13 protein-coding genes are annotated in these 13,925 nt (G+C 50.0%); 11 read left to right on the plus strand and 2 right to left on the minus strand.

Translation table 11 applies throughout. The annotated features are described in order from the left end of the window. Positions 1 to 44: 44 nt before the first annotated feature. Together pth and DWV57_RS11800 are read right to left on the minus strand one after the other, a co-directional pair. Entirely contained in the window at positions 45 to 623 is a 579-nt protein-coding gene (pth, locus tag DWV57_RS11795; RefSeq protein WP_097774427.1) for an aminoacyl-tRNA hydrolase, read from the minus strand. A gap of 167 nt (positions 624 to 790) precedes the next feature. Further along, positions 791 to 1,549, minus strand: a complete 759-nt coding sequence (locus DWV57_RS11800) for a DapH/DapD/GlmU-related protein (protein WP_120020879.1) — start codon at positions 1,547 to 1,549, stop codon at positions 791 to 793. 420 nt (positions 1,550 to 1,969) lie between these two features. Between DWV57_RS11800 and ppdK the strand changes: the two genes are divergently transcribed. The 11 genes from ppdK to DWV57_RS11855 all read left to right on the plus strand — a co-directional run bounded on the left by ppdK (position 1,970) and on the right by DWV57_RS11855 (position 13,916). After that, positions 1,970 to 4,636, plus strand: coding sequence for a pyruvate, phosphate dikinase (gene ppdK / locus DWV57_RS11810; protein ID WP_120020880.1), 2,667 nt, complete (start codon positions 1,970 to 1,972; stop codon positions 4,634 to 4,636). Positions 4,637 to 4,758: 122 nt separating this feature from the next. Next, on the plus strand, positions 4,759 to 5,610 hold the full coding sequence (locus tag DWV57_RS11815; protein ID WP_120020881.1) for a hypothetical protein: 852 nt from the start codon (positions 4,759 to 4,761) through the stop codon (positions 5,608 to 5,610). A gap of 242 nt (positions 5,611 to 5,852) precedes the next feature. Further along, entirely contained in the window at positions 5,853 to 6,428 is a 576-nt protein-coding gene (locus tag DWV57_RS11820; protein WP_120020882.1) for a hypothetical protein, read from the plus strand. Next, positions 6,421 to 8,109, plus strand: coding sequence for a phage/plasmid primase, P4 family (locus tag DWV57_RS11825; protein ID WP_165853696.1), 1,689 nt, complete (start codon positions 6,421 to 6,423; stop codon positions 8,107 to 8,109). Before DWV57_RS11820 ends, DWV57_RS11825 begins: the two co-directional genes overlap by 8 nt. A 73-nt stretch (positions 8,110 to 8,182) precedes the next feature. Beyond that, positions 8,183 to 8,326: a hypothetical protein gene (locus DWV57_RS14575; RefSeq protein WP_015537439.1), complete on the plus strand. Its 144-nt coding sequence runs from the start codon at positions 8,183 to 8,185 to the stop codon at positions 8,324 to 8,326. Between the two features lie 90 nt (positions 8,327 to 8,416). Next, complete coding sequence (locus tag DWV57_RS11830) at positions 8,417 to 10,150, plus strand: recombinase family protein (protein ID WP_120020884.1); 1,734 nt, start codon at positions 8,417 to 8,419, stop codon at positions 10,148 to 10,150. A 423-nt stretch (positions 10,151 to 10,573) separates the two neighbouring features. Continuing rightward, on the plus strand, positions 10,574 to 11,509 hold the full coding sequence (locus tag DWV57_RS11835) for a DUF932 domain-containing protein (protein WP_120020885.1): 936 nt from the start codon (positions 10,574 to 10,576) through the stop codon (positions 11,507 to 11,509). 10 nt (positions 11,510 to 11,519) lie between these two features. Further along, on the plus strand, positions 11,520 to 11,858 hold the full coding sequence (locus tag DWV57_RS11840; protein WP_120020886.1) for a DUF3848 domain-containing protein: 339 nt from the start codon (positions 11,520 to 11,522) through the stop codon (positions 11,856 to 11,858). A gap of 17 nt (positions 11,859 to 11,875) precedes the next feature. Next, positions 11,876 to 12,787, plus strand: a complete 912-nt coding sequence (locus DWV57_RS11845; protein ID WP_243112357.1) for a lambda-exonuclease family protein — start codon at positions 11,876 to 11,878, stop codon at positions 12,785 to 12,787. A 61-nt stretch (positions 12,788 to 12,848) separates the two neighbouring features. Beyond that, entirely contained in the window at positions 12,849 to 13,565 is a 717-nt protein-coding gene (locus tag DWV57_RS11850) for a DUF1071 domain-containing protein (RefSeq protein WP_120020889.1), read from the plus strand. Between the two features lie 12 nt (positions 13,566 to 13,577). Further along, a complete protein-coding gene (locus DWV57_RS11855) occupies positions 13,578 to 13,916 on the plus strand; it encodes a DUF3846 domain-containing protein (RefSeq protein ID WP_117948871.1) in 339 nt (112 codons plus the stop codon). Positions 13,917 to 13,925: the final 9 nt, after the last annotated feature.

Raw genomic sequence — 13,925 nt, forward strand, 5'->3', positions numbered from 1 at the left:
ACGGCAGCTGCCACGCTGGTTTCCTGCGGGAACCGAGGGTGCTCTTACCCGTTATACTTGCTCTGTGCCAGACTCAGCTTGCCGTCCATGATGAGCTTTGCGGCGGCTTCCAGATCAGGGTAGCGGCCGCTCAGAGCCTTGGCATCCTCTGCCGGGAACTTGCCCAGCACCCACGCGGCAAGGTCGTAGTCCGGGTGGGGCTTGGCACCCACGCCGATGCGGATGCGGGGGAAGTTCTCCCCGCCCAAGCGGGCGATAATGCTCTTCAGGCCGTTATGTCCGCCTGCGGAGCCGGAGGGCCGGATGCGCAGTTTGCCGGGGTTCTGGGTGATATCGTCGCACAGAACGATGACGTGGTCGGCAGGGATCTTGAAAAAGCCCGCCGTGGGGGCGATGGAGTCGCCGGAGAGATTCATGTAGGTCAGGGGCTTGAGCAGCACCACCTTGTGGCCGTCCACTTCGCCCTGACCCCACAGGCCTTCAAATTTGGTTTTGCTGACCGAAATGCCCCACTTGTCGGCCAGATAGTCCAGCGCGGCATAGCCCGCATTGTGGCGGGTGCCGTCGTATTTTGTTTCCGGGTTGCCAAGACCGGCGATCAGCCAGATGTCATTTGTATTCATGAGTGTTATATTTTCCTTTTTGTGATAAATTGTCCGATGCAAGTCCTAAGTATAACATACGCGCGTGCAAAAAGATATACATTATAAGCGAAAAAGATGCACCTGCAAACAAAAACCGCCGCGCAGGGCCATCCTGTGCAGCGGTCTGTACGCGAAAAACGGACAGCTTATTTGCTCTGCTCGTCTTCCAGCTTCTTTTTTTTGGCAATGTAGGCTTCCATCTTGGGCTCTGCCCAGCCGTCCAGATTGGTCTGGCGCTCCCGGGCGATGCCCAGTGCCTGTGCGGGCACGTCCTTGGTGATGGTGCTGCCGGCGGCGGTGTAGGCACCATCGCCCACCTTCACGGGGGCTACAAGGTTCGTGTTGCAGCCGATGAAGCAGTAATCGCCGATCGTAGTGCGGAACTTATCCTTGCCGTCGTAGTTGCAGGTGACGGTGCCGCAGCCGAAGTTGCAGTACTTGCCCACATCGCTGTCGCCGATGTAGGTCAGGTGGCTCACCGTGTTGCCACGGGCAAAGTTGGAGTTCTTGGTCTCTACATAGGCACCCAGATGCACGCCGTAGTCGGTGACGGTGTTCACCCGCACATGGGTGAAGGGGCCGATGTTGTTGTGAGGACCGATGTGGCTGCTGTACACCTGACTGGCGTTGACGGTGCTGCCCTCGTCTACGATGCTGTCCTCGATGAGGGTGTTGGGGCCGATGATGCAGCCCGCACCGATGACCGTCCTGCCGCGCAGGATGGTACCGGCCAGAATGACGGCACCCGGGGCGATGACCACGTCCGGTGCAATCTGCACGGTGCGGCTGTCGATGATCACGCCGTTTGCGATGTGCTGCAGCAGAATGACCACGCGGGCGGCTTCGGCGGCATCCAGCTGCTCACGCGCTGCATTCAGCGCAGCAGAAGAAACAGAATTTTCCATACGATAGATCTCCCTTCCGGCACGGCGGCTCCCGGCGGGCGGATGATAAGGCCTGACCCGGAAAAATGATGCATCCATATCCAAAGATGGATACAACAGAAGCTTTGTGCCGACAAAAAAGAAAAAGCTGAAATTACAGGGATGGAAAGTTGTATCCAACAGACGGATAATCCGCGTCAGAAAACGAAAAACCTCTCGAACTTTTTCCCATTTTATATTACCGGAAAACTCGGCAAAATTCAAGTGATTTGCATAAAAAATATCAAACAAATTCGGTGTTTTGCACGGTGGAAACGGATGGATTTTCTGGTATAATAATTTAGCATTCACAAAACAATGTTCATCGATCAAATGAGACAAGGCAAGCGATGAGGCTGCGGCGCGGATGCTCCGCAGTCAAAAATGGGAGGTAAACAACGCATGAGCAAAAAGTATCTGTACTACTTCAGCGAAGGCAATGATGCTTTCGGCGGCGACAAAGTCACCATGAAGAACACTCTGGGCGGCAAGGGCGCCGGTCTGGCAGAAATGACTGCAGCCGGTATGCCGGTGCCGCAGGGTTTCACTATCACCACCGACGCCTGCACCCAGTATTATGCAGACGGCCGTCAGATCAATGACGAGATCACTGCTGATATCTTTGAGCATCTGAAGGGTCTGGAGCAGATCACCGGCAAGAAGTTCGGCGATAACCAGAACCCCCTGCTGGTCTCCGTCCGTTCCGGCGCACGTCAGTCCATGCCCGGCATGATGGACACCATCCTGAACCTGGGCCTGAACGACGAGGCTGTTGAAGGTCTGGCAAAGAAGACCGGCAACGCCCGTTTTGCATACGACTGCTACCGTCGCTTTGTGCAGATGTTCGCGGACGTCGTTATGATGGTCCCGAAGAGCCTGTTCGAGGTCGAGATCGACAAGATGAAGGAAGCCAAGGGTGTCAAGAACGACGTGGACCTGACTGCTGACGACCTGAAGGAACTGGTCGGCACCTTCAAGAAGATCTACGAGGAGAACGAAGGCCGTCCCTTCCCGCAGGATCCCCGTGATCAGCTGATCGAGGCTGTCAAGGCCGTCTTCCGCAGCTGGGACAACCCCCGTGCAAATGTCTATCGTAAGATGAACGAGATCCCCTACGAGTGGGGCACCGCAGTCAACGTTCAGCAGATGGCATTCGGCAACTCTGGCGACCGCTCCGGCACCGGCGTTGCATTCACCCGTGACCCCGCCACCGGCGCTAAGAAGCTGATGGGCGAGTACCTGATCAATGCACAGGGCGAGGACGTTGTGGCCGGCGTGCGCACTCCTTCTCCCATCAGCCACCTGAAGGATCAGATGCCTGAGGTGTACGATCAGTTCGTTGAGATCGCGACCCGTCTGGAGAACTACTTCCGCGATATGCAGGATATGGAGTTCACCATCGAGGACGGCCATCTGTACATGCTGCAGACCCGTAACGGCAAGCGTACCGCTCAGGCTGCTCTGCAGATCGCATGTGATCTGGTGGACGAGGGCATGATCACCGAGCAGGAAGCTGTCCTGCGCGTGGAGCCCAAGCAGCTGGATACCCTGCTGCATCCCCAGTTCGATGCCGCTGCCCTGAAGGCCGCCGAGGTCGTCGGCAAGGGTCTGGCAGCTTCTCCCGGTTCTGCCTGCGGCCAGATCGTCTTTACTGCTGAAGAGGCAGAGGAGATGGTCAAGTCCGGCAAGATGAAGAAGGTCGTTCTGGTCCGTCTGGAGACCAGCCCCGAGGATATCGTGGGCATGCAGGTCTCTCAGGGCATCCTGACCGTCCGCGGCGGCATGACCAGCCACGCAGCCGTTGTTGCCCGTGGTATGGGCACCTGCTGTGTCTCCGGCTGCGGCAATGACAACGATGTCAAGATCGACGAGGAAGCAAAGACCTTCGAGATCAATGGCCACAAGTTCGCCGAGGGCGACTGGATCTCCATCGATGGTTCCACCGGCAACATCTACGGCGAGCAGGTCGCTACCGTGGCCGCTACCGGCAATAAGAACTTCAACCGCTTCATGGGCTGGGCAGACGCTGCTCGTCAGCTGCTGGTCATGACCAACGCTGATAACCCGCGCGACGCACAGCAGGCAGTGGATCTGGGTGCTGAGGGCATCGGCCTGTGCCGTACCGAGCACATGTTCTTCGCAGAGGATCGCATCAAGGCTGTGCGTGAGATGATCTGCGCACGTACCGTGGAAGAGCGCGAAGCTGCTCTGGCCAAGGTCGAGCCGTTCCAGCAGGGTGACTTCGAGGCCATGTACCGCATCATGGGTGAGCGCCCGATGACCATTCGTTATCTGGATCCGCCTCTGCACGAGTTCCTGCCCACCAAGGACGAGGACATCAAGGAGCTGGCTGCCGATATGGGCATGACCTTCGATGACCTGAAGAACGTGGTTACTTCTCTGCACGAGTTCAACCCCATGATGGGTCACCGTGGCTGCCGTCTGGCTGTTACCTACCCTGAGATCGCTGCGATGCAGACCCGCGCTGTGATCAAGGCTGCTCTGAACGTCTCTGCTGAGACCGGCCATGTGATCACCCCGCACATCATGATCCCGCTGGTCGGCGAGGTCAAGGAGCTGAAGTTCGTCAAGGACGTTGTGGTCAAGGTTGCTGACGAACTGATTGCTGCTGCTGGCGTTGAGATGAAGTATCAGGTCGGTACCATGATCGAGATCCCCCGTGCAGCCCTGACTGCCGGCGAGATCGCCAAGGAAGCCGAGTTCTTCAGCTTCGGCACCAACGACCTAACCCAGATGACCTTCGGCTTCAGCCGTGATGATGCCGCCAAGTTCCTGGGCGCATACTACGAGAACAAGATCTACGAGAGCGATCCGTTCCAGCATCTGGATCAGATCGGCGTTGGCAAGCTGGTCAAGATGGCTGCCCACGACGGCCGCGAGACCCGTCCTGATCTGGGTCTGGGCATCTGCGGCGAGCACGGCGGCGACCCCACGAGCGTGGAGTTCTGCCACAATGTCGGTCTGGACTATGTCAGCTGCTCTCCCTTCCGTGTGCCTATCGCACGTCTGGCTGCCGCTCAGGCTGCTATCAAAAATCCCAGAAAGTAAGATTGTTGCATGAAGATGCACTAATCGTGCAAAACATGGGAAGATAAACGTATGATAAACCCTCCCCGGTGAAACTGAATGGTTTTGCCGGGGAGGGTTTTGGTTTTAAGAGGAGAAAAAGTATGAAGAAAAGAGAAATTGATCCGCTTGAAGAAATTATGAGTAATCCGTATTATCAACTACGTGATGATTATAACTATGCAGAAAAGGTGAAGGGGACTATTAGTTTTGGGCAATATAGCATGAAATATTGGGCATTAGAACGAGATATAGTCCTTGATGAAACAAAAAGTGAAGTTACAGAAGAGATGTTCGTAAAGGCTATAATGGGTGCACGAAAAGAAGGGGAAATCTTAAATGATGAAGATGAGGTGAATGGAGCAAGAAAAATAAGAAGAAAAGTAATAAGTCATCTAAATATAATTTTTTGCGGAAAAGCAAAATGCAAAAGCCAAATTAAAATCGGAATGAATACGCAACTTACATTAAAAAATATAGTTTTCTTTAATTGGCTTTTGCACACAAACGCCAAAACGCTTGCAAAAGCCATTGAAAAGATAGAAGGCAAAAAGAATGAGCTGGTAATAAAAATTAGTGAATCCAGAGATAAGACAAAAACGGCAGAAGATTATTATAGGGAGCTTCTAGTTCGGGGATTAAACTCGTTAAAGGAGAATAAAATTAGTCCAAAGCTTGTGGAAAATAGAATAAGGGAACTTTATCCAGACATAAAGGAAGAACCTAAAAGTGAGATAGAAGATAGTCAAAAATTTGAGGGCTGGCCGATAATTTGGTGGCTTGGAGATGAACTTTATTACTTTGAGAAAAATTATCCGCATTCGGAATGGGTGTATCAAACGCTTTATCAGGACGTACTGGAAAGTTTATCAAAGTGCCATGAAGAGCTTGAAAATTGTGCTAATAAATTTTATGAGGCAAAGTGCAGAAAAGAAGGAAAGAAAGTAGAAGACTAAAGATACTCTAAAATACGTTGAGGCCGAGAAAGATGGAAACTCCTGACTTTCTCGGCCTCAACGTATTTTTATATAATTTGACTCTTGAAATATGAATAAACTGTGAATGAAATGCGCCCGAAATTTACGAAAAAGAGCTTTGAACGGCCTGGGAGACAGAATAGGGTCATGGTAAACTACTATTGCAAACGAAGTGGTTACTTCGAAGCACAAAAAATAATTGATTTACGAGGTATTTTGCTATGACACAGAAGAATTGCGAAAACGAGATTCGAGAGCTGAGCCGGGACCAACAGGAAATGCTGGATGAACACATCGACAGGCTGAATAAAGTTTTTAAAGGCAAGGACAACTATGCCGGCATTGCCGTAATGTCGGAAAAATATGCACCTGTTGTCCGCGAAAACAAGGAAGCTTATCCGCTCAATGAAATTCAGGTGATTATCAAAAAGAACGGAGAACCGTTTGTAAGATGCAGCTGGAAAAGTGATGAAGGAACAAGCAGTTTTCCGCTTCAGTTCAGCGCAAAAACTTCAAAATCTGGCCAAATCTCTGGGAGCGTTTTTGTTCGAGGACAAATGGAATCGCCTATTGTGATTGACAGCTCAGACGAGTTTGAACTGGATGGCTTTTACGAGCTGATGGTACACGCTTGCGATGAAGAGATGGGGTATCTCTGGGTCGGAGATGGAAAGAATGAGGGCTTGACCAGAATGGATTATCTCCTCTCTGGAAACCTTAATCGGAATCCTATTGAAAAGCTGATTGACCAGATGTATTTCCAGAATGCTACTTCGGAGGGTACGAACCATGAATAATCTGAACGGTAACAGAAAGAATGAATTTCGTCGGAAGCAAGAGGAGAAGCAGCGGAAGCTTGCTCTAAAAATCAAGGACGAAGCTGGCGAATTACGAGAGGGGAGCTTGAAGAGCGAGGAAGCCATTCCATCGCTTGACGAGCTTTGTGCAATGGGAGAGCGAGTTGAACAACAGACCACTTTTTCTGCAAAGGAGGCGATACGCAACAAAATCAAGGCAAGACGAGATGCTGAACGATACAAGACAACAAGCACGGACAGCGAAAAGTGGACTCCTAATCCGTTTGAAGATTCTAATGCAGCCGCTATAGAGTCTCCGAAAAATGAGGACACATTAAACACAACGAGAAAACACGCCGATGCCCAATCGACAAAATCAGCTGGGCTGAAAACCTCAAAACGGCGATCGATTGTGGAGATGGTTCAAAAGCTCAAAAAATATGTTCCCATCGTTGTCTGTGGAGATGTGTTGTACTATTACAACGGTTACTACTATGAAGCAATCGGCCTTGAGAAGCTGATAAAACTCTACCGAAAATACGTGGACTATGACCTTAACAACGAGCCGAGTCTATATGCGTACAAAGACTTGTATCAGTGTTGCACCACTGATCCGGAATTGGAACGTAGTGAGCCAGAGAACCAATCTATCCATGCACCTTTAGAAAATGGCGTCTATGATCTGATGAAGAAAGAGCTGAAGCCGCATGACCCAAGACGGTTGATTTTTACCTATATCAAGGCGAGCTACGATGAATCGGCAGAATGTCCGGTATTCAATAGCTTCTTAAAGCAGATTACGCATGGAAATCCTCAACTGGAGGAGCGTTTTTGGATGGCGATTGGATACCTGATGATTTATCCGGCACGAGGCAAGTTCTTCATTGTTATGGGTTATGCCAGAGACAGCGGCAAGAGCGTACTGGGTAACTTTATCCAACGGTTATATCCGAAGGAAAGTGTCGGTAATCTGCGACTTCAAGAAATGAAAGGAACGTTTTCATCAATGTCTTTCCTTAATGCGGTAATCAATCTTGAGTTGGATATGCCAAATGCGAAGCTCAATGCAGAAGTAGCTTCACGGCTTAAACAGATTACAGGCGGAGACTCTATTACGGTGCAACGCAAATATCTCAGCCCAGTAACATTAACAAGGCGAATTAAGTTTGTCTTTGCCGGAAATTATCCACTTTGTATTGACGGTGAGGACGATGCTCTTCAAAAACGGATTGTGTTTCTTCCTTTCAATGAATCCATCCCGGATGACCAGCAGGACCCTTACTTGGAGGATAAAATCTGGGATGAGCGAGATGCCATTGTTACCAAGTCCCTGCATTATGCACGAAAACTGGTGAAGCTTAACTACAAGTTCCCAGAAATTCCGCAGGTGGACGACGCAAAGTGCATTGTCAGAGACTCTATTGCGAAGACCGTAGGAAAATTTGTACAGGAAAGCTGTGATATGAGCGAGCCGAAAGCGGTGACTGCTACAGAAGACCTGTATAATGCCTACTTTGACTACTGCAAGGAGAAGGATATATGGGCGTGTAGCCAAACGGTGTTCACAAAAGGACTTACCCAAATGGGGCTGAAGCATACTCGTTCCCGGTGTACAGGAGAGGATATGATTGTCCGAAAGAATCCGGTATCTGCTTTCCAAGGAATCAAGCTCCGTCCGTAACTTCTGATTCTTCGATGATACGTTATACCTCTGACTCTAAGCACCATTAACGATAACCAAGGGAGGTATCACAATGCTGGAAATTGACGAAAAGGCGATGGCCTATTGTCTGGTGGAAGCTCTCTTTGCAGCAGGGGTAATCAACCTGCCCACCTATCAGAACTTCCTTCGGATGAAGCGTGAGCAGGAGGAGGAACCGCCTGCTAAGGCTTCGTAAACAACAGAGAAAGGCTCTGGTGGAGGGGATTCTGCCAGAGCCTTTCTTTTTGCCGCAGAAAAGAGTCAGAGACAGTGGAGGTTAAATTTTATGAGAGTAGCCGTGTACGCTCGTGTTTCAACCGAACATGAAGCGCAAATCAACGCACTAGAAAATCAGTTGGAGTGGTATAAAATCGAATGTTCCCGGCATTCGGACTGGGAAATCGTGGAGGTCTACGTAGACCAAGGCATCACCGGAACACAAGCACAGAAGCGGCCAGAGTTTTTGCGCATGATGGAAGATGCTCAGAAGGGCAAATTTGACATAATCATTACTCGCGAAGTGAGTCGCTTTGCACGAAATACAGTTGATACGCTGTCCTACACACGGGAGTTGAAAGCACGTGGGGTGGACGTATTTTTCATCAACGATGGTATCAACACGGCGACCAACGATGGCGAACTTCGGCTGACGATCATGTCTTCTATGGCACAAGATGAGAGTCGCAAAATTTCAGAGCGCGTGAAGGCTGGGCAGAAAATCAGCCGGGAGAAGCACGTTTTATATGGCAGCGGAAACATCTTAGGATACCGCAGGGAGAACGGAACCTATGTTCCTGACCCTGACCAAGCTGAAACGGTAAGACTGATTTTCCAAATGTATTCTACCGGGGAAAATGGGTTGGTTAAAATCGTAAACGAATTATACCGCCTTGGCCGATTGGATGCAGGCGGCCATGTTTCGTGGGACGCTTCCAAAGTGAGCAGAGTCCTACATAATGCAACCTATAAGGGGTGTATTTGCTACAATAAATCCCATAGCGACGGATATTTGACGCAGAAACGTGTTAAAAATCTGGACGAGAGCAGCTACATCTATGTGAAAGGCGACTTTGAACCTTTAGTATCAGAAGAAATGTGGGATAGATGTCAGCAAATTTTGGCATCGAAATCAGCACGGGTAATAGATGAAAATGGAAAAAAGCACAAGTACATGAGAAATACGCCAAAGTCAGTCTGGACAGCAAAACTGCGGTGCAGCTGTGGCGCAGGATTTATCCAGTTCAAGTGGCGTGTAAATCGGGATGGTGCAGTGGTTCATGGATTTCAGTGTTACCGCCGTACCCGTAGGCCAAGCATCAGCTACTTGCAGGAACATGGCTTGGACTTGGGAATTAGTTGCCAAATCAAGGCAATCTGTGAGTGGAAGTTGGACTTGATGGCAGCAAAGGTGTTTGAACATCTCACCTTTGACAAAGGCAAAACGGTCAAAGAGGTCTATAAAATTTTGAACCGCTGCATGGCAGAAGAAAAGACTGTTCGCATTTCCAGAAAGGCGATGCTGGAAAACAGCATCGCCAGACAGAGGGAGCGTCTGGATAAGTACATAGACCTGTGTGCAGACGGAATCATCACAAAACAGGAATTGGCAGAACGGCGAAAGGGGCTGGATGCGCAGATTGCAGAATTGCAGTCTCAATATGAGAATGTGGAACAGGAGGATGAGCGAAGTGGAACTCTTGACATGAGTTTGATTGCGCAGAAGTTGGATGAGTGGCAGAAAGCATCGAGGAATGATGTTGACCGGGAGCTTGTCAATAGCTGTGTGGCGCAGATCACGCCGCTGACGAACGAGGAGTATCGCTGGGTGCTTGATTTCCAACTGACAGAAGTGCAGAGTGGAAATAGTGCCACTTGTACGTTGGATGGCTTTATGGAGATGGCTCGTTTTACGATTTCATTTGAAGAAGCAAAGGCTTTTAAGGCTTCCCGAAATCAGGGGATTCGTAAAAATGAGTGGCATGACCTCACAGTAGCCGTGGGTATCCGCACAAGGACTTGAACGTAAAACACTGTGTCAGCTGTGCCGGATGTGTCAGAATTTTCGAGAAACCTTTATTATATTTTATATTTTTACCCTATCGCATATCTAAGAAAAATAGAGAGGAAGGGGATAAAAATAAAGAATATATAGAGAGTTTCATAAAAACCTGACACATTTGACACACCCGACACAAGACGAAGCGTATCTGAAAAAATTACAGTTATATATTATCTTTGTAGAGAGACCTGTGAGCAGTTTGATTCTGTCCACAGGTCTTTACTTTTTACTTGAAAATGGAGGAAAAACAATGGCTGATGTTATGGTAAAGATTCTGATGAAGGGTGCAAAAGCAATCGGGAAAACTGCCGTAATACTCATTATTTGGACCGCCCATAAACTCGAAAACAAGTAATCACATTAAAATTTCAGGAGGTAGTAGTTATGTCTGCAAATGTTGAAACCATGTTCTCTGTCCGTGAGACCCCTTGGCATGGCCTTGGCCGCATCGTGATGGATGCCCCTGCAAGCCGTGAAGCCTTGGAGCTGGCTGGTCTGGATTGGCAGGTGGAAAGCCGCAACATCTATTCCGGCACGGGTGCTATGATCCCCGGCTATCGTGCCAATGTCCGCAGCACGGATGATGCTGTTCTGGGTGTGGTGTCTGACCGCTACCGCATTGTGCAGAACGAAGAAGCATTTCAGTTTACCGATGACCTGCTGGGTGAGGGCGTTACTTATGAAACTGCCGGTTCTTTGCAGGGTGGCAAGAAAGTCTGGATGCTGGCAAAGCTGCCGGAGAAATACATCATCGCCGGAGACGAAGTGACCCCATATCTTGTATTTTTCAATAGTCACGATGGCAGCTCTGGTGTCAAGGTCGCCATGACCCCGGTTCGAGTCGTCTGCCAGAACACTTTGAACCTTGCCCTTGACTCTGCAAAGCGCATCTGGACAGCAAAGCACACCGAAAATGTTTTGCTCCGGGTGCAGGATGCCCGTGAAACTTTGCAACTTGCCAATAGCTATATGGCAGATCTTGGCAAGGGTATCTATGACCTGACCAACATCAAGCTGTCTGACCGCAAGGTACAGGAGTTCATCAACGAGTTCTTCCCTGTCACCGAAGACCTGACCGATGGCCAGCGGAAGAACAATCTGCGCTTACAGGAAGATCTGAAAGCCCGCTATTACAATGCGCCTGACCTCTCTTGGGTTGGAAAGAACGGCTGGCGGTTCGTGAATGCTGTTTCGGATTTTGCCACCCATGCAGACCCCATCCGTAGAACTCGTAACTACAACGAAAACCTGTTCCTGCGCACCGCAGAGGGCAATCCCATGATTGATAAAGCCTACAAAATGGTGCTGGCAGCAGCATAAAGGAGGACGTATGAACGATGTGAGCAACCGGGCTGTCCGGGAATTTTCTGAGTTCCTTGACCGCATCGAAATCAACTTTCCAAAGCCTACTTGCACCACGGCATACGAGATCACGATGAAAAGCACGATCGTCAGTGCCTTGATTACGCTGGACACCGAAAAGCAGATGGACGAGCGTTTCTGGAACCATCTCCGGGTGCAGCGGAACATTCTGGATTTCCTGTATACCCTGTGGCTGGATGATGACCGCACCTTGGTGGATGAGTTTTCCACCATTATCAAAGACTTGGTGGAATACGATTTCTCTATCGCAGAAGAACAGATGAAAGAAAGGCTGAACATTGCATGATAAGACTTGTATCTACATTGAATTTATCCAAAGAGGATTGGCTCCGCTACCGTAAGTGCGGCATTACCGGCACGGATGCTGGTGCCATTCTTGGCCTGAACCCCTATCGCTCTGCATTTCAGGTATACCATGATAAAATCAGCGATACCATTGAGAATATCGACAACGAAGCCATGCGGCAGGGTCGTGACTTGGAGAATTATGTGGCGCAGCGGTTTACCGAAGCAACCGGTCTGAAGGTGCGCAGAGCGAACGCCATCTACCAGAGTGAGGAACATCCGCTGCTTCTGGCAGATTTCGACCGCCTGATCGTTGGGCAGAAAGCAGGGCTGGAATGCAAAACGGTCTCACCGTTCTCTGCGGATAAGTGGGCCAACGGCAAAATCCCGGCTCACTATCTGGCGCAGGTTGACCATTATCTCGCTGTCAGCGGTTTTGACTGCTGGTATGTGGCGGCTCTGATTTTCGGCAGAGAGCTGGTGATCCACAAGATCGTGACGGATAAGCAGGTGCTTTCTGATCTCATTGATAAGGAAGAACTTTTCTGGACGAACCATGTTGTGCCCCAGATTCCCCCTGCACCCAACGGCTGCGAGTGCGACACCCAGCAGATCAACCAGCTTTATGAGGTAGACAACCGGGACAAGACCGCTGACCTGAGTGCCCTGCATGGACTTCTGGATAAGCGGCAGGAGCTTTCTGACCAAATCGAGCAGATGGAACAGGAGAAAACTGCTATCGAACAGCAAGTCAAGCTGCAAATGCAGGATGCCGCCTATGGCACAGCACCGGGCTATAAGGTATCGTGGGTGTCCTCCGAAAGTAAGCGTGTGGATTCCCAACGTCTGCGGAAAGAGCAGCCGGACATTTTCAACCAGTACAGCAAAAATGTAAGCAGCCGCAGGTTTACCATCGTTCATGCGGCATAAAACTTTGTATATGGCGGCAGGGAGTGACTTCTCTGCCGCCTTTTTTCTTGGAGGTTATCTTATGGCTACGGAAAATCCATTCGTAAAATTATCTGCCGTTGATTTCAAGGATCATCTGGAAGTCAAAAAGTCCGGCAACACGGAGCTGAAATATGTAAGCTGGGCGTATGCCTGGGCAGAGGTGAAGAAGCTGTACCCTGCTGCCAGCTATGAGGTCAAGAAATTCAACGGTCTGCCCTATGTTTATGACCCCATAACCGGCTTCATGGTGTATACCTCGGTCACGATTGAGGGCGTTTCGCTCGAAATGTGGCTGCCTGTACTGGATGGCGCAAACAAAGCCATGAAAGCTGTGCCTTACACCTATACCACCCCGAAATGGGACTACAACCCGCAGACCCGCCGCCGTGAAAAGATCGGCATGGAAGAGCGCACTGTAGAAGCAGCATCCATGTTCGATGTGAATAAGGCCATCATGCGGTGCTTGGTAAAGAACCTCGCTATGTTTGGTCTGGGCCTGTACGTTTATGCCGGAGAGGATTTGCCGGAAGATGCTGCACCACAGCCGGAGGCAGAACCGCAAAAGCAGCCGAAGCCGAGACCCACCAGCCAAAAGCAGGAACAGCCGCCGATGCCCTGCATCTGCGCTCGCTGCAACCAGCCCATCAAGAGGGTCAAGCTGAAAGATGGCTCCATCATGCAGGCGGCAGAATTTGCAGCCACCCATGAGGGAATGTGCGCTGACTGCTACAAAGCCACCAGATTGAACGTAGCATAAGGAGATTTCAAAGTGAAAGAAGCAAAGATCAAAGTTCTTGCTCTCCTGCCGATGGAACTGCCAAAGGAAATCGAACTGGACAACACGCTCGAAGCCATGCAGAACTTTGTTGGTGGGCTGATCGAATGCATTCCGCTGACCGACACCGACTCTGAAGTCACCTTGGTCTGCAACGATGAAGGTAAGCTGCTGAACCTGACTCCCAACCGGCTGCTCTGGAATGGAGCGGATTATCTTGCTGGCCCCGGTTTCATTGCAGGAACTGATGGTGAAGGGAATTTGGCTTCGCTGCCGCCGCAGGAAATGAACTATTACGCTAAAAAATTTCGTGCATTTTTGATTGCACTTTAAGGAGGCTTT

Origin of the sequence: Faecalibacterium sp. AF10-46 (assembly GCF_003604105.1) — a bacterium.
Lineage (GTDB): Bacteria > Bacillota > Clostridia > Oscillospirales > Ruminococcaceae > Faecalibacterium > Faecalibacterium taiwanense.

Bases quoted from the DNA above. Each gene is read 5' to 3' on its own strand.
- DWV57_RS11850 (WP_120020889.1), top strand. From the start codon at position 12,849: ATGGCTACGGAAAATCCATTCGTAAAATTATCTGCCGTTGATTTCAAG.
- DWV57_RS14575 (WP_015537439.1), top strand. From the start codon at position 8,183: ATGCTGGAAATTGACGAAAAGGCGATGGCCTATTGTCTGGTGGAAGCT.
- DWV57_RS11820 (WP_120020882.1), top strand. From the start codon at position 5,853: ATGACACAGAAGAATTGCGAAAACGAGATTCGAGAGCTGAGCCGGGAC.
- DWV57_RS11815 (WP_120020881.1), top strand. From the start codon at position 4,759: ATGAAGAAAAGAGAAATTGATCCGCTTGAAGAAATTATGAGTAATCCG.
- DWV57_RS11830 (WP_120020884.1), top strand. From the start codon at position 8,417: ATGAGAGTAGCCGTGTACGCTCGTGTTTCAACCGAACATGAAGCGCAA.
- DWV57_RS11835 (WP_120020885.1), top strand. From the start codon at position 10,574: ATGTCTGCAAATGTTGAAACCATGTTCTCTGTCCGTGAGACCCCTTGG.
- DWV57_RS11840 (WP_120020886.1), top strand. From the start codon at position 11,520: ATGAACGATGTGAGCAACCGGGCTGTCCGGGAATTTTCTGAGTTCCTT.
- ppdK (WP_120020880.1), top strand. From the start codon at position 1,970: ATGAGCAAAAAGTATCTGTACTACTTCAGCGAAGGCAATGATGCTTTC.
- DWV57_RS11800 (WP_120020879.1), bottom strand. From the start codon at position 1,549: ATGGAAAATTCTGTTTCTTCTGCTGCGCTGAATGCAGCGCGTGAGCAG.
- pth (WP_097774427.1), bottom strand. From the start codon at position 623: ATGAATACAAATGACATCTGGCTGATCGCCGGTCTTGGCAACCCGGAA.
- DWV57_RS11825 (WP_165853696.1), top strand. From the start codon at position 6,421: ATGAATAATCTGAACGGTAACAGAAAGAATGAATTTCGTCGGAAGCAA.